The sequence below is a fragment of the Streptomyces sp. L2 genome (genome assembly GCF_004124325.1).
In the GTDB taxonomy this organism is placed as follows: Bacteria; Actinomycetota; Actinomycetes; order Streptomycetales; family Streptomycetaceae; genus Streptomyces.
The window spans coordinates 2449996-2476280 of record NZ_QBDT01000001.1 but is presented as its reverse complement, the minus strand read 5'-3'; the positions used below and the strand labels follow the sequence as shown (position 1 = coordinate 2476280).

General features: G+C 72.3%; 27 protein-coding genes. 16 read left to right on the top strand and 11 right to left on the bottom strand.

From position 1 onward, the window contains the following. The first annotated feature begins 28 nt into the window (after positions 1-28). Positions 29-349: a ferredoxin gene (fdxA, locus tag DBP14_RS10450; protein WP_030929316.1), complete on the top strand. Its 321-nt coding sequence runs from the start codon at positions 29-31 to the stop codon at positions 347-349. A 190-nt stretch (positions 350-539) separates the two neighbouring features. After that, positions 540-1637 carry a bifunctional succinyldiaminopimelate transaminase/glutamate-prephenate aminotransferase gene (locus tag DBP14_RS10445; RefSeq protein WP_129306832.1) on the top strand — a complete coding sequence of 366 codons (1098 nt, stop codon included), beginning with the start codon at positions 540-542 and terminating at the stop codon, positions 1635-1637. Between the two features lie 469 nt (positions 1638-2106). Here DBP14_RS10445 and DBP14_RS10440 read toward each other — a convergent pair whose 3' ends face one another. Further along, on the bottom strand, positions 2107-2499 hold the full coding sequence (locus tag DBP14_RS10440) for an ATP-binding protein (RefSeq protein ID WP_129306830.1): 393 nt from the start codon (positions 2497-2499) through the stop codon (positions 2107-2109). Between the two features lie 274 nt (positions 2500-2773). Then, positions 2774-3787, bottom strand: a complete 1014-nt coding sequence (locus DBP14_RS10435) for a heavy metal transporter (RefSeq protein ID WP_129311780.1) — start codon at positions 3785-3787, stop codon at positions 2774-2776. A gap of 162 nt (positions 3788-3949) precedes the next feature. Here DBP14_RS10435 and dapE point away from each other — a divergent pair, with 162 nt between their 5' ends. Together dapE and DBP14_RS10425 are read left to right on the top strand one after the other, a co-directional pair. Next, a complete protein-coding gene (dapE, locus tag DBP14_RS10430) occupies positions 3950-5029 on the top strand; it encodes a succinyl-diaminopimelate desuccinylase (RefSeq protein WP_129306828.1) in 1080 nt (359 codons plus the stop codon). Positions 5030-5132: 103 nt separating this feature from the next. Further along, positions 5133-5891, top strand: a complete 759-nt coding sequence (locus DBP14_RS10425; protein ID WP_129306826.1) for a TIGR00730 family Rossman fold protein — start codon at positions 5133-5135, stop codon at positions 5889-5891. Positions 5892-6368: 477 nt separating this feature from the next. On the opposite strand, the gene folP is transcribed toward DBP14_RS10425, so the two are convergent. Further along, positions 6369-7229, bottom strand: coding sequence for a dihydropteroate synthase (gene folP, locus DBP14_RS10420; RefSeq protein WP_129306824.1), 861 nt, complete (start codon positions 7227-7229; stop codon positions 6369-6371). Between the two features lie 147 nt (positions 7230-7376). Here folP and DBP14_RS10415 point away from each other — a divergent pair, with 147 nt between their 5' ends. Together DBP14_RS10415 and DBP14_RS10410 are read left to right on the top strand one after the other, a co-directional pair. Beyond that, complete coding sequence (locus tag DBP14_RS10415) at positions 7377-7724, top strand: DivIVA domain-containing protein (RefSeq protein WP_129306822.1); 348 nt, start codon at positions 7377-7379, stop codon at positions 7722-7724. Continuing rightward, complete coding sequence (locus DBP14_RS10410; protein WP_129306820.1) at positions 7721-8308, top strand: DNA-3-methyladenine glycosylase I; 588 nt, start codon at positions 7721-7723, stop codon at positions 8306-8308. The genes DBP14_RS10415 and DBP14_RS10410 overlap by 4 nt, the downstream gene beginning before the upstream one ends. Positions 8309-8342: 34 nt before the next feature. Here DBP14_RS10410 and DBP14_RS10405 read toward each other — a convergent pair whose 3' ends face one another. Beyond that, positions 8343-9146, bottom strand: coding sequence for an enoyl-CoA hydratase-related protein (locus tag DBP14_RS10405; protein WP_129306818.1), 804 nt, complete (start codon positions 9144-9146; stop codon positions 8343-8345). A 384-nt stretch (positions 9147-9530) separates the two neighbouring features. Between DBP14_RS10405 and DBP14_RS10400 the strand changes: the two genes are divergently transcribed. Continuing rightward, positions 9531-9698, top strand: a complete 168-nt coding sequence (locus DBP14_RS10400; RefSeq protein WP_018544333.1) for a DUF3117 domain-containing protein — start codon at positions 9531-9533, stop codon at positions 9696-9698. A 96-nt stretch (positions 9699-9794) separates the two neighbouring features. Here DBP14_RS10400 and DBP14_RS10395 read toward each other — a convergent pair whose 3' ends face one another. Further along, entirely contained in the window at positions 9795-10493 is a 699-nt protein-coding gene (locus tag DBP14_RS10395; protein WP_129306816.1) for an O-methyltransferase, read from the bottom strand. 267 nt (positions 10494-10760) lie between these two features. Between DBP14_RS10395 and sigE the strand changes: the two genes are divergently transcribed. From sigE to DBP14_RS10370, 5 genes are all read left to right on the top strand, one after another. Continuing rightward, positions 10761-11474: an RNA polymerase sigma factor SigE gene (sigE, locus tag DBP14_RS10390; RefSeq protein ID WP_129306814.1), complete on the top strand. Its 714-nt coding sequence runs from the start codon at positions 10761-10763 to the stop codon at positions 11472-11474. Next, positions 11471-12478 carry an anti-sigma factor gene (locus DBP14_RS10385; RefSeq protein WP_129306812.1) on the top strand — a complete coding sequence of 336 codons (1008 nt, stop codon included), beginning with the start codon at positions 11471-11473 and terminating at the stop codon, positions 12476-12478. The genes sigE and DBP14_RS10385 overlap by 4 nt, the downstream gene beginning before the upstream one ends. A 157-nt stretch (positions 12479-12635) precedes the next feature. Next, complete coding sequence (locus DBP14_RS10380) at positions 12636-14351, top strand: trypsin-like peptidase domain-containing protein (protein ID WP_129306810.1); 1716 nt, start codon at positions 12636-12638, stop codon at positions 14349-14351. Positions 14352-14434: 83 nt separating this feature from the next. Continuing rightward, positions 14435-14917 carry a sec-independent translocase gene (locus DBP14_RS10375; protein WP_129306808.1) on the top strand — a complete coding sequence of 161 codons (483 nt, stop codon included), beginning with the start codon at positions 14435-14437 and terminating at the stop codon, positions 14915-14917. A 218-nt stretch (positions 14918-15135) separates the two neighbouring features. Beyond that, complete coding sequence (locus tag DBP14_RS10370; protein ID WP_164992298.1) at positions 15136-15798, top strand: hypothetical protein; 663 nt, start codon at positions 15136-15138, stop codon at positions 15796-15798. A gap of 161 nt (positions 15799-15959) precedes the next feature. On the opposite strand, the gene DBP14_RS10365 is transcribed toward DBP14_RS10370, so the two are convergent. The 3 genes from DBP14_RS10365 to DBP14_RS10355 are packed head-to-tail and all read right to left on the bottom strand — an operon-like array spanning position 15960 to position 19018. After that, positions 15960-17093 (bottom strand): Mrp/NBP35 family ATP-binding protein, encoded by a 1134-nt coding sequence (locus DBP14_RS10365; protein ID WP_129306805.1) that lies wholly within the window; start codon positions 17091-17093, stop codon positions 15960-15962. A 43-nt stretch (positions 17094-17136) separates the two neighbouring features. Then, the gene (locus tag DBP14_RS10360) at positions 17137-17739 is read right to left on the bottom strand and encodes a DUF1003 domain-containing protein (protein ID WP_129306803.1); all 603 of its coding nucleotides are present in this window, start codon (positions 17737-17739) and stop codon (positions 17137-17139) included. Continuing rightward, the gene (locus DBP14_RS10355; RefSeq protein ID WP_129306801.1) at positions 17729-19018 is read right to left on the bottom strand and encodes a CBS domain-containing protein; all 1290 of its coding nucleotides are present in this window, start codon (positions 19016-19018) and stop codon (positions 17729-17731) included. Before DBP14_RS10355 ends, DBP14_RS10360 begins: the two co-directional genes overlap by 11 nt. Positions 19019-19244: 226 nt before the next feature. On the opposite strand from DBP14_RS10355, the gene DBP14_RS10350 reads away from it, so the two are divergent. After that, positions 19245-19997, top strand: a complete 753-nt coding sequence (locus DBP14_RS10350; protein ID WP_206739246.1) for a hypothetical protein — start codon at positions 19245-19247, stop codon at positions 19995-19997. Between the two features lie 260 nt (positions 19998-20257). On the opposite strand, the gene DBP14_RS10345 is transcribed toward DBP14_RS10350, so the two are convergent. Both DBP14_RS10345 and DBP14_RS10340 read right to left on the bottom strand, forming a co-directional pair. Further along, positions 20258-20773, bottom strand: coding sequence for a hypothetical protein (locus DBP14_RS10345; RefSeq protein ID WP_129306799.1), 516 nt, complete (start codon positions 20771-20773; stop codon positions 20258-20260). A gap of 23 nt (positions 20774-20796) precedes the next feature. Beyond that, positions 20797-21921, bottom strand: coding sequence for a magnesium and cobalt transport protein CorA (locus DBP14_RS10340; protein ID WP_129306797.1), 1125 nt, complete (start codon positions 21919-21921; stop codon positions 20797-20799). 499 nt (positions 21922-22420) lie between these two features. Here DBP14_RS10340 and DBP14_RS10335 point away from each other — a divergent pair, with 499 nt between their 5' ends. After that, positions 22421-23005 carry a suppressor of fused domain protein gene (locus DBP14_RS10335; RefSeq protein ID WP_129306793.1) on the top strand — a complete coding sequence of 195 codons (585 nt, stop codon included), beginning with the start codon at positions 22421-22423 and terminating at the stop codon, positions 23003-23005. A 74-nt stretch (positions 23006-23079) separates the two neighbouring features. Here DBP14_RS10335 and DBP14_RS10330 read toward each other — a convergent pair whose 3' ends face one another. Beyond that, a complete protein-coding gene (locus tag DBP14_RS10330) occupies positions 23080-24357 on the bottom strand; it encodes an MFS transporter (RefSeq protein WP_129306791.1) in 1278 nt (425 codons plus the stop codon). Positions 24358-24534: 177 nt separating this feature from the next. Between DBP14_RS10330 and DBP14_RS10325 the strand changes: the two genes are divergently transcribed. Both DBP14_RS10325 and DBP14_RS10320 read left to right on the top strand, forming a co-directional pair. Next, positions 24535-25176 (top strand): DUF6758 family protein, encoded by a 642-nt coding sequence (locus DBP14_RS10325; RefSeq protein ID WP_129306790.1) that lies wholly within the window; start codon positions 24535-24537, stop codon positions 25174-25176. Positions 25177-25416: 240 nt separating this feature from the next. Continuing rightward, complete coding sequence (locus DBP14_RS10320) at positions 25417-26274, top strand: PHP domain-containing protein (protein WP_129306788.1); 858 nt, start codon at positions 25417-25419, stop codon at positions 26272-26274. Positions 26275-26285: the final 11 nt, after the last annotated feature.

Sequence of the window (26285 nt, the reverse complement as noted above, 5' to 3'; positions counted from 1 at the left end):
CAGCGCCCAATCGAGGAGGAACGACAGCGTGACCTACGTCATCGCGCAGCCTTGTGTCGACGTCAAGGACAAGGCGTGCATCGAGGAGTGCCCGGTCGACTGCATCTACGAGGGCCAGCGGTCCTTGTACATCCACCCGGACGAATGCGTCGACTGTGGTGCCTGTGAGCCGGTCTGCCCGGTCGAGGCGATCTTCTACGAGGACGACACTCCGGAGGAGTGGAAGGACTACTACAAGGCGAACGTCGAGTTCTTCGACGAGCTCGGCTCGCCCGGCGGCGCCAGCAAGCTGGGTCTGATCGAGCGGGACCACCCCTTCATCGCCGCGCTGCCGCCGCAGGCCGAGTAACAGCCCGGCGGCCCCGCACTCCCCCAGTTCTCGGCTTCGCTCGAACCGGGGGGACCCCCATCGCCGCCTCGGTCCCGTACGGCCCCGATCACCTTGATCACCGCCGCACGGGACCGAGGCGTTCGCCGTACCCACGGCCGCGTCGCCGCACCGATGGCCGGCGCCGTACCGACGAAAGCGAGCAAGAACCGTGTCCGCAGTCTCCGACCGGCTCCCCACGTTCCCCTGGGACAAGCTGGCCCCGTACAAGCAGACGGCCGCCGCTCACCCGGACGGGATCGTGGACCTGTCCGTCGGCACCCCGGTCGACCCGGTCCCCGAGCTGGTCCAGAAGGCCCTGGTCGACGCGGCCGACTCGCCGGGCTACCCGACGGTCTGGGGCACGCCCGCGCTGCGCGACGCGATCACCGGCTGGCTGGAGCGCCGGCTGGGCGCCCGCGGGATCACCCACCACCACGTGCTGCCGATCGTCGGCTCCAAGGAACTCGTCGCCTGGCTGCCGACCCAGCTCGGCCTGGGCCCCGGCGACAAGGTGGCCTACCCGCGGCTGGCCTATCCGACCTACGAGGTCGGCGCCCGCCTCGCCCGCGCCGAGTACGAGGCCTACGACGACCCGCGCGACCTGGACCCGGCGAACCTCAGGCTGCTGTGGCTGAACTCGCCGTCGAACCCCACGGGCAAGGTGCTGTCCCAGCGGGAACTGACGGAGATCGTCAGCTGGGCCCGCGCCCACGGCGTCCTGGTCGTCTCCGACGAGTGCTACATCGAGCTGGGCTGGGAGGCCGACCCGGTCTCGGTGCTGCACCCCGAGGTCAACGGCGGCTCGTACGACGGCATCGTGGCCGTCCACTCGCTCTCCAAGCGCTCCAACCTGGCCGGCTACCGCGCCGCCTTCGCCGCCGGTGACCCGGCCGTCCTCGGCCCGCTGCTGGAGATCCGCAAGCACGGCGGCATGATGACGTCGGCGCCCACCCAGGCGGCCACCGTGGCGGCCCTCGCGGACGACACCCACGTCCACGAGCAGCGCGCGCGCTACGCGGCCCGCCGCACGGCGCTGCGCGACGCCCTCCTCGCCCACGGCTTCCGCATCGAACACAGCGAGGCCAGCCTCTACCTCTGGGCCACCCGAGACGAACCCTGCTGGACCACCGTCGCCCACCTGGCCGACCTGGGCATCCTGGTAGCCCCCGGCGACTTCTACGGCCCCGCCGGCGCCACCTTCGTCCGAGTAGCCCTCACAGCAACAGACGAACGAACCCAAGCAGCCACCCACCGCCTGACCCAGTAGCCGACCGGCGGCCCCGACGGCCGCACCGGCCCCCGGGGCCCGCCGCCCCGAGCGGGACACCGCCCCCGGGGCCCGCCGCCCCGAGCGGGACACCGCCCCCGGGGCCCGCCGCCCCGGCCGGCTTCGCCCGCCCGACCTCCCCAGCCCACCATCCGCGCAGCCCCCACCACCTCCGCCGCGCCCGCCCCGCCGCGCCCGCCGCTCCGCCACCTCCGTCGGGCTGCCGCCCCGCCCCGCCGCGCCGCCGTCTCCGCTGTGCCCGCCGCTCCGCCACCTCCGTCGGGCCGCCGCCCCGCCCCGGCCGCCCCCGCCGTGGGCAGGCGTTCCGCAGGGGATGGGGGAGGGTGGGCACGGCCTGCGGCGCCGGGTGCCGAAGCAACACCGCCCGACGGGACCGACGTAGAACAGCAAAGGCCGACGGGGCCCAGGGAACTCCCTGGACCCCGTCGGCGTGGTCAAAGCCAGGCGCTTAGCCGCCCAGCGGCAGACCCTGAACCGGCAGCCCACCCTTCGCACTGGACGTGGCACCCCCGAGCACCCCAGCCGCGGCCCCCGCCGCCTGCTGCGCCGTCGGCGCCGCCTTCTTCACCGCACCGCCACCGGCCAGCCCCGTCGCCGGCACGGCCTGCTTCAGCGCGTTGCTGCCCGCGTTGCCCGCGAGCCCGCTGACGTTCTGGGCGGCACCGTCGACGGTGTCACCGACGTGCGCCGTGTCCAGGGTGCTCAGACCACCCAGGTTCGGAGTGGCCGTCGGCAGGTTCGCGGCCGCGCTGGCGGAGCCGGCCGCACCGACCCCGGCAGCCGCTCCCGCTGCGACGAGCAGCGCGGCACGGGCGATCCGGCGGGTCAGAGGGAGGGACATGATGCTCCATTCGACGGGAGAGAACGTGATGTCGTCCGTGGTCGGACGCCGTGACTACCGCTCGAAGCCGACGAAGGTTGCGGACCCCTCAGGTAAAGAATGGATAACGCATCGCATTATCAGGTGTGGATAAAAACGGGCAAAGACCGTCCATGGAAGCCCCTGCAGAATCCTTCCGGCCCTTGATTCCCAAGGCATCCCGAGCGCCACCCGGCACCCGCCCGCGAACCCGCGCCGACCGCCCCCGCACAACCCGGCGGAGTGAAGACCCGTACTACTGTCCGGTCACTATCCGGACCGCGCCCAGGGACGACTCCGCACCCCCGGACCCGCCCCCACTGTCCGTCCCGCTCCCGCTCCCGGCGCCGGTGCCCGTGTCCGTCCCCGCCGCGGACGGCCCACCAGTGGCGCGCCACCGCGTGTCCGTGTTCCCGGCGCTCCACTCCCGCCCCGCGTACGCCACCCGCTGGATGTGCAGCGCCGAGGAGTTGGCCACCGCCCACTGCGCCAGCTGCCAGCCCCGCTCCCGCTCACTGCGGCCCGCCGCGTCCCGCTTGGCGCCCTGCGGCACGGGAACGGTCACGGTCCGCCCGTGCGCGGTCGCGGTGACACTCGGCGCGGGTGTCGGCGAGGGCACCGGAGTACCGCCCACCTCGGCGCCCGTCTCCTGCAGCGCGTCCCGCCCGAAGTCCCGTACCAGCGCGGCGCGCACCGCGTACGGACCGGTCGCCTCCGCCGTGCGCTCCGGACGCCCGTCGCAGGTCAGCGCGGCCGCCGAGCGGCCGGTCAGCGCGGCGGCCAGCAGCGTGGCGTCCGGCTCGTGCTTGGCGTACGCCTCCGGGTAGCCGCTGCGCTGCACGCGCTGTGCGGCCACGGTCAGCGGCAGCCGGGTGTAATCGGGCACCTTGGCGAGATGGGCGTAGAAGATGCCCGCCGCGTACGCCGGGTCCAAGATCTGCCGCTCGGTGCCCCAGCCCTGCGAGGGCCGCTGCTGGAACAGGCCGAGCGAATCCCGGTCGCCGTGCTCCAGGTTGCGCAGCCCGGACTCCTGGAGGGCGGTCGCCAGCGCGATGGTGACCGCACGCTCCGGCATGTTGCGCCCGGTGCCGACGGCGGCGATCGTCGCCGCGTTCGCCGCCTGCTCGGGCGTGAACTCGTACGACGTCTCAGACCCGGCCCCCGGCCCCGTGCCGGTCTCCGTGCCCGAGACCACCTTGCATCCGCGCATGCCGGGGCCCCCTGTGACGTACTGCACCACGAGGTAGGCGGCGACGGCGCACAGGACCAACAGGGCCGCGCCGAAACGGAAGAGGCGGCCGCGGCGCTTGGGACGGTTGGGGGTCGTCTCTGACACGCGGTACAAGGTACTTGAGCCCCCCGGAACACTCACCTCCGGTGCCACGGGATTCGGAAAAAGGCCCGCCGGAGGTGGGGCGCTAGGGTCGGTGGCATGGCCGACACCTCGCTTGACCTCACGCTGGACGCCGCCGCGCTCACCGCGCGGCTCGTCGACTTCCCCTCCGAGAGCGGCTCCGAGAAGCCCCTCGCGGACGCGATCGAGACCGCCCTGCGCGCCCTCCCGCACCTCACCGTCGACCGGTACGGCAACAACGTGATCGCCCGTACGGACCTGGGCCGCGCCGAGCGCGTGATCCTGGCCGGCCACATCGACACCGTCCCGATCGCCGGCAACGTGCCCTCCCGGCTGGACGAGGACGGCGTGCTCTGGGGCTGCGGCACCTGCGACATGAAGTCCGGCGTCGCGGTCCAACTGCGGATCGCGGCCACCGTGCCGGCCCCCAACCGCGACCTCACCTTCGTCTTCTACGACCAGGAGGAGGTCGAGGCCGAGCGCAACGGCCTGCGGCACGTGGCCGAGGCCCACCCCGACTGGCTGCGCGGCGACTTCGCGATCCTGCTGGAGCCCTCCGACGGCCAGGTGGAGGGCGGCTGCCAGGGCACCCTGCGGGTCCTGCTGAAGACGAAGGGCGAGCGCGCCCACTCCGCGCGCGGCTGGATGGGCTCCAACGCGATCCACGCCGCCTCCCCGATCCTGGCCCGCCTGGCCTCCTACGAGCCCCGGTGGCCGGTCATCGACGGGCTGGAGTACCGCGAGGGCCTGAACGCCGTGCGGATCTCCGGGGGAGTGGCGGGCAACGTCATCCCGGACGAGTGCGTCGTGACCGTGAACTTCCGCTACGCCCCCGACCGCTCCGAGGAGGAGGCGCTCGCGCACGTCCACGAGGTGTTCGCCGACTGCGGGGTGGAGGAGTTCGTGGTCGACGACCACAGCCCCGGCGCGCTGCCCGGCCTCTCCCAGCCGGCCGCCGCGGCCTTCATCGAGGCGGTCGGCGGGACCCCGATGCCCAAGTACGGCTGGACGGACGTCTCCCGCTTCTCCGCGCTCGGCATCCCCGCCGTCAACTACGGTCCCGGCAACCCGCACTTGGCGCACAAGCGGGACGAGCGGGTGGAGACGGCGAAGATCATCGCAGGCCAGGAACGGCTCCGGAACTGGCTGACCGCCTGAGGAAGGTCCGCAAGGTCATGCGCCGTGCAGTGCGGCGTCCCCCCTCCGTAACCCGGGTGGATCTACGCTGAGGTCGAAATACCGGCAAGCGGAGGGAGCGCACATGCCTACCGGCAACCCCGAGGGGAAGAAGCAGCCGCCGGACGAGCAGCGACTCGGACCGGTCCTCCGACGGCGGGGGCAGGTGTCGGCCAGCACGACGGACCAGCGGCTGCTGGACGAGCGGGCGCCGACCGACTGGGTGCACACCGACCCCTGGCGGGTCCTGCGCATCCAGTCGGAGTTCATCGAGGGCTTTGGCACGCTGTCGGAACTGCCGCCCGCGATCAGTGTGTTCGGCTCGGCGCGTACGGCGGTGGACTCGCCGGAGTACGACGCGGGGGTGCGGCTGGGGCGGGGGCTGGTGGACGCCGGGTTCGCCGTCATCACCGGCGGTGGCCCGGGCGCCATGGAGGCCGCCAACAAGGGGGCCTGGGAGGCCGGGGGCACCTCGGTCGGCCTCGGCATCGAACTCCCCTTTGAGCAAGGACTGAACCCTTACGTCGACATCGGGCTGAACTTCCGGTACTTCTTCGTCCGGAAGATGATGTTCGTGAAGTACGCGCAGGGGTTCGTCGTGCTGCCCGGCGGGCTCGGCACCCTCGACGAACTCTTCGAGGCGCTGACCCTGGTCCAGACCCAGAAGGTCACCCGGTTCCCGATCGTCCTGTTCGGCACCGCGTACTGGGGTGGGCTGGTGTCCTGGCTCCGCGACACCCTGGTCGCCCAGGGCAAGGCGGCGGAGAAGGACCTGCTGCTGTTCCACGTCACGGACGAGGTGGAGGAAGCGGTGGCCCTGATGTCCAAGGAAGCGGGCCGCTGAGGCCTCCGGCGGTCCCGCCTCAGCCCCACGCCCCTTAACCTCCATCCTCCCCGTGACTCCACCCGCACCCGGGGGCTCCGCCCACCCACCACCCGACTCGGTGGGCCGGTAGGCGAGGGCAGGGCACCCCGGCGGCGCCCGGCGCCGGCCGGCGAGCCTTTGGAGATGTGCGAGTCGGGGCCCACCCACCACCCGACTCGCTGGGCTGAAAGGCGAGCCAAGGCCCCCCGGCGGCCCCCCGGCGCCGGCCGGCAGGGCCCGTTGGGCGGGCTTCCGCAGGCGTGCGAGTCAGGGCGCACCCACCACCCCCTGCGGTGCCTGCCATCGACCGGCGGGAGTCTGGGCGGGGCTTGGCGGTGTGCGAGTCGGGGCTCACGCCTGTGGTGACTGGCGTCGGGCGTAGGGCTTTTTCCGGGGCTTTGTAGGTGTGCGAGTCAGGTGGGTGGGAAATGGGGGGCTCGGGCGGAGCCCCCGGGGTCAGGAGAGGCCTCTGCGGGCTACTGCTGGGGGGCGGTGGCCGACGATGGATGCCACCATATCCAGGACCTGCCGAGTCTCGGCGACCTCGTGGACGCGGTACACCCGCGCCCCCAGCCACGCCGACACCGCCGTCGTCGCCAGCGTCCCCAGCAGCCGCTCCTTCACCGGCCGGTCCAGCGTCTCCCCGACGAAGTCCTTGTTGGACAGCGACACCAGCACCGGCCACCCGGTGGCCACCATCTCGTCCAGCCGCCGCGTCGCCTCCAGACTGTGCCGCGTGTTCTTCCCGAAGTCGTGCCCGGGATCGATCAGCACGGACTCCCGGGGCACCCCGAGCGACACCGCACGCTCGGCCAGTGAGACGGTCACGTCCAGGATGTCGGCCATGACGTCGTCGTACGCCACCCGGTGCGGACGTGTACGCGGCTCGGCGCCCCCCGCGTGCGTGCACACCAGCCCCACCCCGTAGCGCCCGGCGACCTCCGCGAGCCCCGGGTCCACCCCGCCCCACGCGTCGTTCAGCAGGTCCGCCCCGGCCTCGCACACCGCCGCGCCGACCTCGGCCCGCCACGTGTCCACGCTGATGATCACCTCGGGGAACCGGCGCCGTACCTCGGCGACGAACCCGACCGTCCGCCGGACCTCCTCCACGGCGGAGACCTCCTCGCCCGGCCCGGCCTTCACCCCGCCGATGTCGACGATCGCCGCACCCTCGGCCACGGCCTGCTCCACGCGCGCGAGCGCCGGCTCGTCGCGGAACGTGGCCCCCTGGTCGTAGAAGGAGTCCGGGGTCCGGTTCACGATCGCCATGATCACCGGCTCGTGCGGCCCGAATTCCCGCTTGCCCAGCCTGAGCATCCCCTGTGACCTCTCCTCGTGCGTCCCGCTCGCGTGCCGTCCCGTCCCGCGGTACGGCCGCCTGCGACCCTAACTGTCAGACTCGCATGGCACGATCGGAGCCTGACACATTCGGCTTCCGGCACATCGAGCGTGGGGACCTCAGCGATGGTTATGTTCTTGTTCCTGGTCGTCGCCCTCGTGGTGGTGGTCGCCGCGGTGACCCTCGCCGTGCTGGGCGGCGGCGAGAGCGGCCCGCTGCCCGACGTGGCCCCGGAGCGCTTCCAGGACCCGCTGCCCCCGGACCGCCCGGTGCGCGACACGGACGTGGAGAGCGTGCGCTTCCCGGTCGCCCCGCGCGGCTACCGCATGGCGGACGTCGACGACGTGCTGAGCCGCGTCGCCGCCGAACTCGCCGAGCGGGACGCCCGTATCGCCGACCTGGAGTCCGCGCTGGCAGGCGCCCGCGCGGCCGCGCAGGCCCCGCGGGACCGGCGCCCCGAGGAGGAGCGGTGAGCACGCGAGGCGCCCTCGCCGGGACCGACGGCGCGCTGCGCTGCCCGTGGGCCCTGTCCACCGAGGACTACGTGACGTACCACGACGAGGAGTGGGGCCGCCCCGTCCACGGCGACGACGCCCTCTTCGAGCGGATCAGCCTGGAGGCCTTCCAGTCGGGCCTGAGCTGGATCACGATCCTGCGCCGCCGCCCCGGATTCCGTACGGCCTTCGCCGGGTTCCACATCGAGAAGGTCGCGGCCTTCACCGACGAGGACCGCGAGCGCCTGCTGGCCGACCCGGGCATCATCCGCAACCGCGCCAAGATCGACGCCACCCTCGCCAACGCGCGCGTGCTCGCCGGCTGGGCCGAGGGCGACCTGGACCGGCTGATCTGGTCCCACGCCCCCGACCCGGACGGCCGCCCGGTCCCGAAGACCCTGGACGACGTGCCCGCCGTGACCCCCGAGTCCACCGCCCTCTCCAAGGACCTGAAGAAGCGCGGCCTGCGCTTCGTCGGCCCGACCACGGCCTACGCCCTGATGCAGGCCTGCGGCCTGGTCGACGACCACCTGGAGACCTGCGTCAGCAGAACCGCCCCCTGAGGGGGGCGGGCGCGGGGGAGCGGGGCGGCGAACCTCAGCGGCCCAGGTACTTGGGCTTCTCCTTGTTCACGAACGCCTGCACGGCGATCGCGTGGTCCTCCGACTGCCCGGCCCGGGTCTGGAGTTCGTCCTCCTTCTCCAGGGTCTCGGCGAGCGAGTGCGTCATCCCGTAGGACACCGCCTCCTTGATCGCCGAGTACGCCACCGTCGGACCCTGGGCCAGCGCCCGCGCCACCTTCTCCGCCTCGGCGCGCAACTCCGCGGAGGGGACGAGCCGGTTGGCGATGCCCAGCTCCAGCGCGTCCTGCGCGCTGATGCTGCGCGGGAAGAGCAGCAGGTCGGCGGCGCGGCCCGGGCCGACGACCCGGGGGAGCGTCCAGGAGATGCCCGAGTCGGCGGTCAGCGCGACCCCCGCGAAGGAGGTGTTGAACGCGGCCGTCTCCGCGACCACCCGGTAGTCCGCGGCGAGCGCGAAGCCGAAGCCGGCCCCGGCCGCGACGCCGTTCACCGCGGCCACGACCGGCTTGGGCGCCCCGGCCAGCGCCTTCACGATCGGGTTGTAGTGCTCCTTGACCGTGCTCATGGTCTGCCCGGAACCGGTCTCGCGGTCCGCCGCCAGCAGCCCGATGTGTTCCTTGAGGTCCTGGCCCACGCAGAAGGCCCTGTCCCCGGCGGCGGTCAGCAGGATCGCCCGTACGGCGTCGTCCCCGGCCGCGGATTCCGCCGCGTCCCGGAGGGCGGCCTTGGTCGCGATGTTCAGCGCGTTCATCGCCTCGGGGCGGTTCAGCGTGATCGTCGCGAGTCCGTCGCTCACCTCGTAGAGCACGGTGTCGGCCATGGGATTCCCCTCCGGTGTCGCGGGTGGTGAGTACGCGGTGGCGTACCGCTCGGTACGACCTCTGTGAAGGACAGCATGGCGGAGATCACGGCCCGGGGCCCGGATCGGACGTGTGACCTGCGTCAAAGAAAACGGGGGCGGATTCCGGGCGTGGGCGTCCACGCGGTGGCGAAGTATCGCAGCCACATCCCCGAATTGGGTGGTTTTGCTCGCGCGCGTTGCCCAAGCGATGCCTACTGATGTTGGTCATCGGGTCCGGGGATGCGGGATAATGGCTGGGAAGCAATGTGTTCGATGCCGGTGTCGTGTGTCCGTTTCGGTGCGCGGCTGCCCTTCAGGGGGCCGTCGGCAGACGATGAGCTGGTTTCAGGAAGGGGAACGAGCATGGCGGCCATGAAGCCGCGGACGGGCGATGGTCCGCTCGAGGTGACCAAGGAGGGGCGGGGCATCGTCATGCGCGTTCCGCTCGAAGGCGGCGGTCGACTCGTCGTCGAGCTGACCCCCGATGAGGCCGAGGCGCTCGGCGACGCCCTCAAGAAGGTCGTCGTCTGACACACGAGCCGACCCCTTTTCCGTCCGGTTGCCCCGGCATCGCACGCGATGCCGGGGCAACCGCGTTCCCGGGTCCTTGCCGAGCGGGACGCGGCGTCAGCGTTTGACCGCGCACAGCAGGCCGTCGCCCACCGGCAGCAGCGACGTCACCAGCTCCTGGCTCTCCCGCACCGTGCGCAGCAGTTCCCGCAGCCGCAGCACCTCCGTGGGCTGCGGTCCCGAGTCGACCGTACGGCCGTTGGCGAAGACGCCCTCGAAGACCACGAGGCCGCCCGGACGCAGCAGGCGCAACGATTCAGCGAGGTAGTCCAGGTACTCCAGCCGGTCTCCGTCGCAGAAGACGAGGTCGTAGCCGGCGTCCGCGAGTCGCGGCAGGACGTCCAGGGCGCGGCCCGGGATGAACCGGGCCCGGTTGCTGGCGAACCCGCAGGCCCGGAACGCCTCCCGGGCGAACTGCTGGTGCTCCGGTTCCGGATCGACCGTGGTCAGGACGCCGTCCGGGCGCATGCCGTGCAGCAGATGGATCCCGGACACGCCGCGGCCCGTGCCGATCTCCGCGACCGCCTTCGCGTCCACGGAGGCGGCGAGCACCCGCAGCGCGGCGCCCGTGCCGGGCGACACCGAGCGCAGCCCCGCGTCCCGGGCCCGGTCCCGGGCCCAGCGCAGTGCTTCGTCCTCGGCGACAAAGGCGTCGGCGAACGCCCAGCTCGTCTGCCGGTTGCCGGTAATGACCCTCTCCTGTCCCCGCGGTTGCCTCGGCGTGACTGTATCCGTTGGCCCCGGGAACCCGCAGATGGGACCGGGCGTTTAGAAGGGTGTGGGACGGCCGGGACGTGATGGGGGGGGCAGGAGATGCGCGAGGACGGGGTTCCGGACGCCGGGCACCTGCTGACGTCGCCGGACGAGCCGCCGGCGCCGCCGGGCGGGCCGCGGCAGCGCGTATCAAATTCTCGTAAAACCGCTTATCCGGAGCTAACGGGCGAGGTGGCTATGGTAGGGGCTCCACTGGACACCACCAGAGCTGACAGGGGAGGTGCGGCCGTACCCGGGGACCGGGGAGGAGTGCTCAGGCGCTTTCTCGGGTCGGCGGGCAGGCCGAAATCCGTGACCGACACCGCTGCTGACCACCACGCCGCCGGGATCGCCGCAGGCGACCCCCAGACCGCGACCTTCGCCACCGACGCGGACGGGCAGGCGTGGACTCCGCCCACGTGGGAGGAGATCGTCAGCACGCACAGCGGCCGGGTCTACCGGCTCGCCTACCGCCTCACGGGCAACCAGCACGACGCGGAGGACCTCACCCAGGAGGTCTTCGTCCGCGTCTTCCGCTCCCTGTCCACGTACTCGCCGGGCACCTTCGAGGGCTGGCTGCACCGCATCACGACGAACCTCTTCCTGGACATGGTCCGCCGCAAGCAGCGGATCCGCTTCGACGCCCTCGGCGACGACGCCGCCGAGCGGCTGCCCAGCAAGGAGCCCACCCCGCAGCAGCTGTTCAACGACGCCCACTTCGACGCGGACGTCCAGCAGGCCCTGGACACCCTCGCGCCCGAGTTCCGCGCCGCGGTCGTCCTGTGCGACATCGAGGGACTGTCGTACGAGGAGATCGCCGCGACCCTCGGCGTCAAGCTCGGCACGGTCCGCTCGCGCATCCACCGCGGCCGCTCCCAGCTCCGCAAGGCTCTCGCCCACCGGTCCCCCGAGGCGCGGAAGGCCGAGCGGCGCTCCTTCATGGCCCGTGTCCCCGCGCTGGGAGGAGGGGGCGCGACCGCGTGAGTGGATCACGGCCCAAACCCGCCGAGGCGCACCTCGCGGAGCAGCACCTGGGAGACCGGCTCTCCGCCCTGGTGGACGGAGAGCTCGGTCATGAGTCGCGCGAGCGTGTCCTCGCCCACCTGGCCACCTGCGCCCGGTGCAAGGCCGAGGCGGACGCCCAGCGCCGGCTGAAGAACGTGTTCGCGGAGGCGGCCCCGCCGCCCCCCTCCGAAAGTTTCCTGGCCCGCCTCCAGGGCCTCCCCGGCGGAGGCGACTTGGACGGCGGTAACACTCCGCCCGCCGGGCCCTTCGGCGGCCGTGGCTCCGACGCAGGGGTGTACGGGGTGGGGCGCGGCGAGCGCTTCGAGTTCGGCTATGTGCCGGTCCGCCCGCACACCGCGCCCGCCGCGGCGGATGAACAGCGCGGCTTCCGTATCCATCCCGTCGGCCGTCCGGACCTCGACCGCTCGTCCTGGCGCGGGCTGCGCTTCGCGTTCGCGGCCGCCGGTGCGGTCTCCCTGGCCGCCATCGCCCTCGGCGGCGTCTCCACGGGCATCCCCGGTGCCGCCGCGGACGCCTCCGGCGGTTCCGGCACGGGCAGTGTGGTGCCGGCGCGTTCGACGGGCGCCGGCGGGACGGCACCCCAGGCGCAGCGCCGCCGCCAGGCGGGCCCGCTGCTCGCCCAGAGCACCCCGCTCGGGCAGACACCGGCGGTGCCCACCTCGATGTCCGCACCGCTGCTGCCCGGCGTGACCCCGCCGGCGGCACCGGCCCAGGAGTCCGGCCGCGGCCTGGCCACGCCGGTGGTGACGGGCCTGGCGGCCGTGTCCCCCCTGATACGCCCGCTGAACGACGCCGCACCGCTCACCCTGGCCTCGTGGCCCAAGGCCCCCAAGGTGCCCCCGGCCCCCGAGGTGCCCAGCCACGGCCTGCTGTCGGCCCCCGCACCGGGTGTCGTCTCCCTGCTCAGCGCGCCGTCCGCCACCCCCAGCCCGTCCGTCTCCGCCTCCGGGCAGACTCCCTGACCGCTGAGTCCGCCGGCTCCGCCGGCCGCTGTCCCTACCCCCGTCGCGGAACCTGGTTGAATCCTGTGAGGGCCGTGTCCCGGCTGATGACCGGGGCACGGAGAGGACGTTCCGGGACCGCTGCCGACCGCACGGCCCGGCGGGCAGCGGGGAGAGCATGAACGAGGGGCAGTCACCGGAGGACGCACCGCAGGCGGCGGCGGAGCCCACGGCCGACGGGGACTTCGAACTCGCCCGGCCCGCGGCGCCCCCGGCTCCCGCTCCGGACGAGGAGGGCGTGGCCGCCGTAGCCACGTCCGACCGGCCCAAGCCACTGCACGACCCCGATCCCTACGGCACCCCGCCCTACGGCGAACCGGGCCCCTGGGCCCCCGCCCCACCCGTGCAGCACCCGGCGACGACCCCCGCGCAGGGGACGGCGGTCCCCGCGCAGGCGGCCCCGCCGGCCCAGCCCGCCCCGCCGACGCCCGTGGCGCCCGCCCCGGCCGTACCCGATCCCGTCGCGCCGGTCGCGCCGGTCGCGCCCGCGCAGGCAGCGCCCGTGCCGCCCGCCCCGCCTGAGCCCGCTCAGGCCACCCCACCCGCGGCCACCCCGCCCGCGCCCGCCGTTTCCACCGTGCCCGCGGTGCAGGAGTCGTCGGACGGTGGGCCCTGGCAGCGTTACGACCCCTGGGTGGCGGCCGGAGCCGAGGGGCAGGCCGGGGTGCGGGCGCCGCTGCAGCAGACCGGCGCCCGGGTGCTCACCCCGGCGGAGCGCAGGCGACGGGCCCGCCGGTTCGTGCTCGGGTGGGCCCTCGTCATCGCCCTCGTCTCCGGAGGCATCGGCGGGATCATCGGCTCCTACGTCGAGCGGGCGGGCATCGGGGACGTGCACCTGCCGCAGGCCGGCAAGGTGCCGCCCGGCAGGTCGCCGTACAGCGTCTCCGGGATCGCCGCCCGCGCCCTGCCCAGCGTCGTCACCCTGCATGTGGCCGGCGGCGGCGAACAGGGCACCGGCACCGGCTTCGTGCTCGACACCCGCGGGCACATCCTCACCAACAACCACGTCGTCGAAGCTGCCGCGGACCACGGGCGGATATCCGTCACGTTCAGCAGCGGCGACACCGCCAAGGCCGAGATCGTCGGCCGGGACAGCGGCTACGACCTCGCCGTCGTCCAGGTCGACGACGTCCGCGGGCTCACCCCGATGCCGCTGGGCAACTCCGACAACGTCCAGGTCGGCGACCCCGTCGTGGCCATCGGCGCCCCCTTCGGCCTGGCCAACACCGTCACCGCCGGCATCATCAGCGCCAAGGAGCGCCCCATCACCGCCGGCGGCGAGAAGGGCGACGGGAGCGACGTGTCGTACGTCGACGCGCTCCAGACGGACGCCCCGATCAACCCGGGCAACTCCGGCGGCCCCCTGCTGGACTCCCGGGGACAGGTCATCGGCATCAACTCCGCCATCCGCTCCGCCGACGGCGGCAGCGAGTCCGGCCCGGACGACGGCCAGGCCGGCTCCATCGGCCTCGGCTTCGCCATCCCGGTCAACCAGGCCAAGCGCGTCGCCGAGGAACTGATCAACACGGGCCACGCGACCCACCCGGTCATCGGCGTGACCCTCGACATGGGCTACACCGGCGACGGCGCCCGGATCAACGCGACCAGCCGCGACGGCGGTCCCGCGGTCACCCGCGGCGGGCCCGGCGAACGGGCGGGCCTCAAGGCGAACGACGTCATCACCCAGGTCGACGGGGAGCGCGTGCACTCCGCCGAGGAGCTGATCGTCAAGGTCCGCGCGCACCGGCCGGGCGACCGCCTGCACCTCACCGTCGAACGTGGCGGGACCGGACGGAAGGTGTCACTGGTACTGGGCGCATCGGCGCAGAACTGACGGAAGTCTCACCTCGGGACGGTACCGGTCGGACGGGAACGCCGGGTACCGTTGAGCGACCGAGGACACGCAAGGAGCGTCAGGTGTTCAATGACATAGGACCACTGGAGCTGGTCACGATCATCGTGCTCGCCGTGCTCGTCTTCGGTCCGGACAAGCTCCCGAAGATGATCCAGGACGTGACCCGCACGATCCGCAAGATCCGCGAGTTCTCCGAGAGCGCCAAGCACGACATCCGCAGCGAGCTGGGTCCCGAGTTCAAGGACTTCGAGTTCGAGGACCTCAACCCGAAGACGTTCCTCCGCAAGCAGCTCGACAACGACGAGCTGGGGCTGAAGGAGATCCGCAACGGATTCGACATCGACGGCCTGAAGAAGGAGATGGCCGACGTCACGGACGCCGTGAACGGCCGGGACGTCAGCTCCTCGTCGTCCTCTTCTTCGTCTTCTTCGTCCAAGGCCTCGTCGGCGTCCGGCTCCTCCCCGGCCGGCGGCGGTCGTGTCGACATGGCCAAGAAGCCCGAGGACCCGGACGAGCGCCCGCCCTTCGACGCGGACGCCACGTAGCCGACACGCGCGTGCGCAGGGCGCGCACGTGACGCGTTTCACAGCAGACTTGCGCCGGTCACGGCGCACACCGGCCGTCCGCGCGCTCCACGCGCCGGGCGGCTTCTCTGCGGCCCTCAGCAGTGTGGATATGCTGCCGAGTTGTTGTGCGGACCGGACGAGTACGTCCGAAGGGGGGCGGGCCGCCCCGGTCCGACGAGAGCGAGGAGGCGCCGGGCATGGAGACGACGAGTCGGGTGGGCGCGCAGGCGCCGGCCGCGGAGGGCGGACAACCGCTTCCCTCCGCCCGGCGTACGGTCGACGGCTACCTGCAGGCGCCCTTCCCCTGGTACGGCCTCGACGAGGCGTTCACGGGGCCGCGCTGGCTGATGCAGGTCGGTACGGCGGCCGACGGTGCCGTCGAGCACGGGTCGATCGGACACGGCGACGAGCCCTCCGTGCGCAACGAGGCGGGCTCCGCCGAGTCGCGCGAGAAGTTCGCGGTCGTGGTGACGGTCGCGGCGAGTCCGTCCCGGCGCAGCGCCGACGGTACGGGGCTGCTGGAGGCTACGTCGGTGTCCTCGGCGGCGTGGCTGGCGGGGGTGGGGCTGCTGTCCTTCACCTGGCCCGGCCAGATGGACCACAGCCTGCGGGACCACTGGCTGGACCAGCAGACGGAGACGGCGTGGGCGCTGGCCGACGACCTCGGTGGGCCGGAGTGGTCCCGGCTGTCCCTTCCGGTGGACGGGGTGGCGACGTCGTTCCACTACCGGGAGTCCGAGTTCGGGTGGGTGCTGGCGGGGTCCACGGCGGCGGGGGTGCATGTGGGGGCGTACGGGCGCGGGATGAGTGCGTATGGTCTTGGGTTCGCCGTGGTGAAGGATGTTGCCGCTTACGCGTGAGTGGTGAGGGGCGCCGGTGTTTTGGCGCCCCTTCGCCGTAGGGCTTTCGGTCGTCGCGCGCCTGCGGGTGCGTTGTGGCTTGTCGCGCCCACGCGGCGGAGCCGCACATCGAATACAGCCCCGCGCCCCTAGGTGGGTGTCCTCAGCCCTGTTCGACAGTTCTAGAACTTGTTCTTCGGGGTGATGCCCAGGGAGAGGCCCGAGAGGCCCCTCTGGCGGCCGCCGAGTTTGCCGGCGATGGAGCGGAGGGCGGAGCCGGCGGGGGAGTCGGGGTCGGTCAGGACGACCGGCTTGCCCTCGTCGCCGCCCTCGCGGAGGCGGACGTCGATCGGGATGGAGCCGAGGACCGGGACGGTCGCGCCGGTGGTGCGGGTCAGGCCGTCGGCGACCGTCTGCCCGCCGCCCGTGCCGAAGACGTCGACCATCTCGCCGCAGTGCGGGCAGGGCAGGCCGGACATGTTCTCGACCACGCCGACGATCTTCTGGTGGGTCTGCACGGCGATGGAGCCCGCGCGCTCGGCCACCTCGGCCGCCGCCTGCTGCGGGGTCGTCACGACCAGGATCTCGGCGTTCGGCACCAGCTGGGCCACCGAGATCGCGATGTCACCGGTGCCCGGCGGGAGGTCCAGGAGGAGGACGTCCAGGTCGCCCCAGTAGACGTCGGCGAGGAACTGCTGGAGGGCGCGGTGGAGCATCGGGCCGCGCCACACGACCGGGGCGTTGCCCGGGGTGAACATGCCGATGGAGATGACCTTCACGCCGTTCGCCGACGGCGGCATGATCATGTTCTCGACCTGGGTCGGACGGCCGTCCGCGCCCAGCATGCGCGGCACGCTGTGGCCGTAGATGTCGGCGTCGACCACGCCCACCTTCAGGCCGTCGGCCGCCATCGCCGCCGCGAGGTTCACGGTCACCGAGGACTTGCCGACGCCGCCCTTGCCGGACGCGACCGCGTACACCCGGGTGAGGCTGCCCGGCTTGGCGAAGGGGACCTCGCGCTCGGCCTGGCCGCCGCGCAGGGCGTTGGCCAGCTCCTTGCGCTGCTCGTCGCTCATCACGTCCAGCGTGACGTCGACGCGGGTGACGCCCTCGACGCGGGAGACCGCCTCGGTCACCCGCTGGGTGATCGTCTCGCGCATGGGACAGCCGGAGACGGTCAGGTACACGGTCACCGCGACCGCGCCGTCATCCCCGATCTCCACCGATTTGACCATCCCGAGTTCGGTGATGGGTCGGTTGATCTCGGGGTCGTTCACCGTCGCCAGTGCCTCGCGCACCGCGTCTTCCGTAGCCATAGTGACGATGGTACGGCGCGCCGAGGGGCGTCCGGGTAGTCCTTCAGCGGTCTTCTGCGTCACGTCCCGAGGGGTGTTCTGACCGTTCCGCCGGGAATACGACGTGGCCGTCGTGGCGGCGCCGGTCCTCCATCTCCTTGAGCAGGTCCTGCAGCTCGGAGCGGATCCAGTCGCGGGTGGCGACCTCGCCGAGGCCCATGCGCAGCGCGGCGATCTCCCGCGTCAGGTACTCGGTGTCGGCGATGGACCGCTCGTTCTGCTTGCGGTCCTGTTCGAGGTTGACCCGGTCGCGGTCGTCCTGCCTGTTCTGCGCGAGGAGGATCAGCGGGGCGGCGTAGGAGGCCTGGAGGGAGAGCATCAGGGTCAGGAAGATGAACGGGTACTCGTCGAAGCGCAGCGGCCGGGGCGCGGCGATGTTCCACAGCACCCAGGCGATGATGACGACCGTCATCCAGACGATGAAGCGGCCCGTGCCGAGGAACCGGGCGATCCGCTCCGAGAGCCGGCCGAAGGCCTCCGGGTCCCATTCGGGCAGGATGCGGCGGCGCGGCGGGCGCGGCTGGTCCAGCCGGGGCGTCCGGGGCCGGGTGGTGGCCGTGGCGCCCGCCGGGGTGCGGTCGCGGAGGGCCTCGCGCTCAGGAGCCATGGGTGTCCGCCCCCTCGCCCTCGTCGAGGTGGAACTCCGTCTCGCGCCAGTCGTCGGGCAGCATGTGGTCGAGTACGTCGTCCACGGTGACCGCGCCGAGCAGGGAACCGGACTCGTCGACGACGGGTGCGGCGACCATGTCGTACGCGGCGAAGAACCCGGCGATGACGGGCAGGGTGGCGTCGGAGTCCAGGGGCTGCAGGTCGTCGTCGAGGAGTGCGCTGACCAGGGTGTACGGGGGGTCGCGCAGCAGCCGCTGGAAGTGGACGGTGCCCAGGTACTTGCCGGTCGGGGTCTCGTCGGGCGGCCGGCAGACGTAGACCTGCGCGGCGAGCGCGGGGGACAGGTCGCGGTTGCGGACCCTCGCGAGGGCGTCGGCGACGGTGGCGTCGGGGCGCAGCACGATGGGTTCGGTCGTCATCAGACCGCCGGCGGTGTGTTCCTCGTACGACATCAGGCGCCGCATGTCGGCCGCGTCGGCGGGCTGCATGAGGCTCAGCAGCCGTTCCTGGTCCTCCTCGGGCAGCTCGGCGAGCAGGTCGGCGGCGTCGTCGGGGTCCATGGCCTCCAGGACGTCCGCCGCGCGCTCCTCCTTCAGCTTGCCGAGGATCTCGATCTGGTCGTCCTCGGGCAGCTCTTCGAGGACGTCGGCGAGCCGGTCGTCGTCAAGGGCGGCGGCGACCTCGGCGCGGCGCTTGGGGGAGAGGTGGTGCAGGACGTTGGCGAGGTCGGCGGGGCGCAGCTGTTCGAAGGTGGCGAGCAGGTTCTCGGCGCCCTGGCCGTGCTCCTCCAGCGAGAACCCGGTGACGGCCGACCACTCGGCGGTCAGCGTCTCTCCCTTGGCCCGCCGGAAGGCGCCGCCCTTGCGGCCCTTGCGCACGAAGACCCGGTCGACCTCCCAGTCCCGGCGGGCGGGCAGCTGCTGCACGGACACGTCGAGGACGGTGACCTCCTCGCCGGTCTCCGTCAGCGTCACGCGCCGGTCCAGCAGCTCGCCGAAGACCAGCCGCTCGGTGGGCCGCTGCTCGAAGCGGCGGACGTTCAGTACGCCGGTCGAGAGGACCTGGCCGGACTCGACGCCGGTCACGCGGGTCATCGGCAGGAAGATCCGCCGCCGGGTGGACAGCTCGACGACCAGCCCGAGCACACGCGGGGGGCGCCGGCCGACGCGCAGCATGACGACGACGTCGCGGACGCGGCCGACCTGGTCGCCGGTCGGATCGAAGACGGGGACCCCGGCGAGGTGCGAGACGAAGATCCGGGGGGCGCCGGCTGCCATGGCTGTGCTTCCTTTGCTTCCTTCGCGTGCATCGCTTGCTGTGCGCGTGGGGCGTGTCCTGCGTGGGAATTGCTCGGTTTTGCCCGCTCGGGTGCGCTTCAGGCTAGCCCGTGCCGGTCGGATACGCCCGGGCGGGCGGTCCGGAAGGACTGGCTCCACCGGCGGGGCGGGGCCCCGGTACGCTGCCGTACGCCGTTCAGGACCCGTCAGAAAGGCAGCGCCCCCTGTGACTGCGATTCCCCACGGTCGTCGATTCCCCCGGACCGCGCGGGCGACCGCGATCTGTGCGCTGGCCGTGACGGGGGCGACGGTCCTGACGGGGTGCGGCGGGGATCCGGACGCGGGGACCAACGGGGTGGGCAAGCTGTCCGCCGCGCAGATCCAGGCGAAGAGCCGGGCGGCGGCGGAGGCGGCGAGCGCGGTACGGCTGTCCGGCACCGTCGTCACCAGTGGCCGTACATACCGGCTCGACATGCGGCTCAAGGACGACGGCGGCACCGGGTCGGTCACGTCCAAGGGGACGACGTTCCGCGTGCTGCGGGTCGGACGGCAGCTGTACCTGAAGGCCGACGCGGATTTCTGGAAGCAGGCCGACGGCGGGGACGGCAAGGGCGAGGGGACGGCCGGGAAGCTCGGCGGCAAGTATGTGAAGGTGCCGCAGGGCGATCCCGCGTACAAGAAGTTCAGCGGCTTCACGGACAAGGACGTCCTCCTCGACGGTCTGCTGACGCTGCACGGCACGCCGGCGACGGACGGCCACCACGAGCAGGCGGGTACCCGCACGATCCGGATCACCGGCGAGAGCGGCCACGGCGGCAGCCTCGACGTCTCCCTCCAGGGCGCCCCGTACCCCCTCCTCCTCACCCGGGCCGGCAACGCGGGCACGCTCCGGTTCTCCGACTGGGGCAAGGACTTCACCACAACCGCCCCCGCCACATCGGACACAGTGGACTACGGCAAACAACTACCGACGTCCTGAAGCCCCCGGGGACCCCCGCCCCCGGCTCCCGGCCGCTCCGAGCCGCCGACCGCCGTCGTACTCCGCCGACCACCGCCGTCGTGGCCGGGCCCGGCTGCGGCGGTTCAGAGGCACAGCCGATCATGAGCCGCGCGGCCGAGATGGGCGTGAGCCGCGTGGCAAGGTCGGCCTTCTCCCAGGCGCCCCCTTTTTTTCCGCCGCAGCGGCGATCAGCCACGACGTTCGTGACCGGCGGTGCCCAGCTCTTCTCGGCTCGGGGGCTACTTCTTCTTGCGGCGTTTGGTCAGGAGGCGGGGCAGGGCCGCTGGGGCCGGTTGGCGGGTGGTCGCCGGGGTCGGCATCGGGGGCTCGGCCAGGGGGCCGGATGGGAGCGGGGTCAGGGACCCCGTGGGTGTGAGGCGAAGTACCCGGCACTCGGCGGCCCACCGCCGGGGCATCTCCTCGCCGTCGGGCGCGTTCAGCCGCTTGCCCTTCAGCTCGGCCACCGCCGCCTCCCACTCGGGAGAGTCAGGGACGAGTTCCGCCACGGTGGCCGCCCACGTCACCAGCCGGCCGCCCTTGTCCTTGCTGCGGACGGTCACCTCGGCCGAGCCGCCGTCGGCCAGCCCGGACAGCGGCTGCTCACCGGTGCCGTCACCGACCAGGCACACCGCCCCCTCGTGCCACACGTGCCACAGCGCACGTGCCGCCGGGGCGCCGGCGGCCCGGACCCAGACGAGGCCTGACTTCTTCGCGGCCTCCTCGACGAGGGCCTGGTCGAGCAGCTCACTTGTCATGGGCCCAGCCTATCCAGCGCCGCTCAGAGCCAGCCGTTGCGCTTCAGCGTGCGGTGGATGCCGAGACAGAGGGCCACCGTCACTCCCATGATCACCGGGTACCCGTACTTCCAGTGCAGCTCGGGCATGTACGTGAAGTTCATCCCGTACACCCCGCACACCATCGTCGGTACGGCGATGATCGCGGCCCACGCGGTGATCTTCCGCATGTCCTCGTTCTGCGCGACCGACGCCTGCGCGAGGTTGGCCTGGAGGATCGAGTTCAGCAGTTCGTCGAAGCTGAGCACCTGCTCCTGCACCCGGGCCAGGTGGTCGGCCACGTCCCGGAAGTACTTCTGGATGTCGGGGTCGATCAGCCGCATCGGCCGCTCGCTCAGCAGCTGCATCGGCCGCAGCAGCGGGGCCACCGCCCGCTTGAACTCCAGCACCTCGCGCTTGAGCTGGTAGATCCGCGCCGAGTCCACACCGCGCGACACCCCGCCCTTGCGGCCCGGCGAGAAGACCTCGGTCTCCACCTCGTCGATGTCGTCCTGCACCGCGTCGGCCACCGCGATGTACCCGTCGACGACATGGTCGGCGATCGCGTGCAGCACCGCCGACGGCCCCTTCGCCAGCAGCTCGGGGTCGTCCTGGAGCCGGTGCCGCAGCGCCCGCAGTGAGCCCTGCCCGCCGTGCCGGACGGTGATGAAGAAGTCCCGCCCGGTGAAACACATCACCTCGCCGGTCTCGACGACCTCGCTGTTGGCGGTGAGCTGGTCGTGCTCGACGTAGTGGATGGTCTTGAACACGGTGAACAGCGAGTCGTCGTACCGCTCCAGCTTCGGGCGCTGGTGCGCCTGCACCGCGTCCTCCACGGCCAGCGGGTGCAGCCCGAACTCACCGGCGATACCGGCGAATTCGGCCTCCGTCGGCTCGTGCAGCCCGATCCACACGAACCCGCCGTCACGCCGGACACGGCGCATCGCCTCCTGCGGGCTGAGCGGCTGAGCCGTCTCCACGCGGCCGCCGTCGCGGTAGACCGCGCAGTCGACCACCGCCGACGGCGTGGCCGGGTCCCGCGTGGTGTCGTACGACGTGCTCGTCTCCTTGCGCGGGGCGGGGCGGGACGAGGGACGGACCGCGGCGCGCAGGTCACGAATCATCGACATGGGCAGGCTCCTTCGCATCGGACAGCGAAGACCGGTCAACCACGGCGGGTGGAACTACCCGGAATGAGGACGTCCTGTGTGCGGATGTTTGGCACGTCCACAAAGCGGGGAGCACCGCACCGTCGCGGCGGCGAACTTCGCTGCTGAACCAGATCGGAATCAGACCGACCTGATCGACAGATCGACAGATCAGGCAAAACGAGAACGAAGTGCTCTTCCGAAGTGAAGGCGCGAGCGAGAAAGGCGGCAGCAGGCCGGATTTCAGGCCGGAATCAGAGCAACCGCATCAGCGGCCGGAAGAGCGAGTGGTACTGCACGGTCGACTTCGATCCATGACAGCCCCACCTCCTCCGGCCGGTCCCTCGTAAGGGAGTTCCTTCGGCGTCGGGACCCGATAGCGACGCTTCTGCGTGCTGCCCCGAACCAGGGTCAGAGTATCAGCAGCCCCCGGTGTCAAGGCGCCGCTTTGCCCTGTACTGACGAGTTCTATGCTCACCGCATGGTTGAAGTTCTTCCTCTGGTCGAGGCACGGTTGCGTACCGCGCTGGGCGAACCGGACGCGCGCGCCGCGGTCACCTTCCTCGGGACGGACCGCGTCGAGGTCCTCCGCTTCCACGAGGGGGACCTCGTCCGCTACGCCACGCTCGGCATGTCCGCGCACCCCATGACCGACCCCACGGCTGTGCTCGCCGACCCCGTCAAGGGCCCCCGCGCCGAGCTGGTCCTGTCCGTCCGGGCCGGCCTCGCCGACACCGACAAGGTGCTGCGCCCCCTCGCCGTACTCGGCGCGTCCCCGCAGGTGGAGGGCCTGGTGGTGGCCCCGGGGGCGTCCCTGGACGTGGGTGAGCCGCTGTGGCCCGGAGCGCCGTTCACCTCGGTGCTGGTCGGGGAGAACGGCGGGCTCGTCGAGGATCTGGACCTTCCGGAGCCGATGGAGGCCGTACGGTTCCTGCCGCTGCTGCCGATGACACCGAACGAGGCCGCCTGGAAGCGGGTGCACGGCGCCCAGGCCCTCCAGGAGCGCTGGCTGGCGAACGGGACGGACCTGCGCGACCCCGCCCGCACGTCCGTCCCGCTGCGGTGAGCCAGGTGGCGGCCTTGGTGAGCCGCGTGGCGGCCCCGGCGTGAGCAAGCTCACCAAGGGCCGCTCATCTTCGGTCAGTTGGCGAAGACGGTGACGCCGTCCTCGGTGGCGTGCCGCGGCTCCAGCTCCGCCGCCTCCTTCGTCAGCGCCTTCCGCCGTACGACGACCACGAGCGCGCCGAGCACCGCGGTGACCGCCGCGACCACGAACGGCACGTGGATGTCGGTCCACTCCTCGATCTTCGGCGCGAAGTACGGCGCGGCGGCCGCGGCGAACCAGCGGACGAAGTTGTAGCCCGCGCTCGCCACCGGGCGCGGAGCGTCGGAGACGCCGAGGGCCAGCTCGGTGTAGACGGTGTTGTTCACGCCGATGAACGCGCCGGACAGGATCGTGCAGACGACGGCCGTGGTGTGGTCGCCGTAGCCGAGCACGAGGACGTCGGCGGCGAGCAGTACCAGCGAGCCGCCGAGCACCTTCAGGGAGCCGAACCGCTCCTGCATGCGCGGGGCCACGATCACCGAGAACACCGCGAGGAGCACGCCCCAGGCGAAGAACACCGCGCCCGACTTGTACGGGGTCATGTTCAGCACGAACGGGGTGAAGGCCAGCACGGTGAAGAACGTGTAGTTGTAGAAGAACGCGGAGACCGCCGCCGAGGCGAGCCCGCCGTGGCCGAGCGCCTTGACCGGGTCCAGCAGTGACGTCTTGCGGGCCGGCTTCGGCTGCTCCTTCAGGAACGCCGTGATGCACAGGAAGCCGATCGCCATCAGCGTGGCGGTGCCGAAGAACGGGTAGCGCCAGCTGATGTTGCCGAGGACGGCGCCGAGCAGCGGGCCGCAGGCCATGCCGAGGCCGAGCGCGGACTCGTAGAGCAGGATCGCCGCGGCGCTGCCTCCCGCCCGTCGCCCACCACCGCCCTTGTCCGACGCGCTGCGCGCGGCACCTGTTGGATTCGCCGCGCCGACGATCACGGCGAGGGCCGTCGAGACGAACAGGGCGTTGCCGAGTCCCCAGCCGGCCCGGAAGCCGACGAGCTGGCCGACCGTGTCCGAGGTGCCGGACAGGCCCGCGAAGAACACGACGAGGGCGAGGCCGAGCAGCAGCGTCCTGCGGCCGCCGATGCGGCTGGAGACGAAGCCGGTCAGCAGCATCGCGACGGCGGTGATCAGGAAGTACGAGGTGAAGAGCAGCGAGACCTGGCTCGGGGTGGCGCGCAGGCCTTGTGCGATGGACGGCAGGATCGGGTCGACCAGGCCGATGCCCATGAAGGCGACGACGGAGGCTCCGGCCGTGGCCCAGACCGCCTTGGGCTGCCGCAGGATGCTGCCGGCTCCCGCGTCGAGGGCGTCCAATGTGCTCCTCCCAGGTCCCGGGGGAGTTCCCGGGCGTAGATGGTTGGTGTATGCACATAGTAAGTTAGTTCGGCTAATTAATGCAAGGTGCACCTACTCTGCCCTGGTCAGGCGAGTTCCGCCCGGACGGGTGATCGTCCTTGACGGGACGCGGTACGGGTAGGAGCGTGGAGCGCTATGAGGGGCGAACCCAGTTGCCCGAAGTGTGGTGGCCGGGTCAGGGCTCCCGGACTCTTCAGCGATTCCTGGCAGTGCGATGTGCACGGGACCGTGCATCCTCTGCAGCCCGTGATCCCGCCCAGCGTCGAGGCCCTCAGCGTCGTGGTGCGCCGCACCCAGGTCCCGGTGTGGATGCCCTGGCCGCTGCCGGTCGGCTGGCTGTTCACGGGCGTGTGCTACGCGGGCGACGACCGCTCCGGGGGCCGCGCGACCGCCGTCGCCTGCTCCGGGCCCGGCCCGCTCGGCGGGGTCGGCGAGCTGATCCTGGTCGCCGAGGAACTGGGCGTCGGCCTCGGCGCGCGGTACGCGGGCATCGACGGGCCGGACCCGGGGCCGCACATGAGCGTGGAGAAACCGCCCCAGACGAAGGTGCTGGCGGCCGGCCGGCCGACCCCGCTCTGGCATGTCTACGGCACCCCGGACGACCGGGTCGTCTTCGCCGGCGAGGCGCTGGGGTTGTGGCTGTGGGCGGTGGTCTGGCCCGAGCAGGCGGGGCTGCTGATGTACGACGAGCTGGTGCTGACGGATCTGCGGGACGCGGGGGCTGAGGTGGATCTGGTGCCGTGCGGGGCGTTGTCGCCGCGCTTGCTTGAGCCGTAGCGTCCACGGGGTGCCGGGTGCCTCTTTGTGCGCGGGTGCGGGTGCGTCGTGGTTGCTCGCGCCCCGCGGCGGAGCCGCTGATCGATACAGCCCCGCGCCCCTTTGGGGCGCGTCCGTGTGCGGGTGGGTCTCGTCGTGGCCCCGGGTGTAGGGGGCGCCTAACGGGTGCGGGTGTGACAGGGGCTGTTTTTGTGCCGGTATGCTGGAGCGTCCCCTTCCGTTCGTCTGTCTGGAGTCGCCGTGCGCATCGATCTGCACTGTCACTCCAGGGCCTCTGACGGTACGGACACCCCGGCCGAGCTGGTGCGCAATGCCGCCGCGGCCGGACTGGACGTCGTCGCGCTGACCGATCACGACACTACCCGTGGGTACGACGAGGCGATCGCCGCGCTGCCCGAGGGGCTGACCCTGGTCACAGGCACCGAGCTGTCCTGCCGGGTCGACGGCGTGTCCATGCACCTGCTGGCCTACCTCTTCGACTCCGCGGAGCCCGCCCTGTTCGCCGAGCGCGAGCTGGTTCGGGACGACCGGGTGCCGCGGGCCCAGGGCATGGTCGCCAAGCTGAACGCGCTGGGCGTGCCGGTCACCTGGGAGCAGGTCGAGCGGATCGCCGCCGGCGGTTCCGTGGGCCGCCCGCACGTGGCCACCGCGCTCGTCGAGCTGGGCGTCGTACCGACGGTGAGCGACGCGTTCACCGAGGAGTGGCTGGCCGACGGCGGCCGGGCCTACGTCGAGAAGCACGAGACGGACCCCTTCGAGGCGATCCGGCTGGTCAAGGGAGCGGGCGGGGTCTGCGTCTTCGCGCATCCGGCGGCGGCCAAGCGCGGCCGCACCGTGCCCGAGTTCCGTATCGCCGACATGGCCGCGGCCGGTCTGGACGGCATCGAGGTCGACCACACGGACCACGACGCCGACGCCCGGATCCGCCTGCGCGGCCTGGCGAAGGAACTGGGGCTGCTGGTCACCGGGTCCTCGGACTACCACGGCAGCCGCAAGACGGTCCCGCTCGGCGCGTACACGACGGATCCCGAGGTGTACGGGGAGATCACCCGGCGCGCGACCGGGGCGTTCCCGGTTCCGGGGGCGGGCGGAGCCTGACCCCCCGGCGA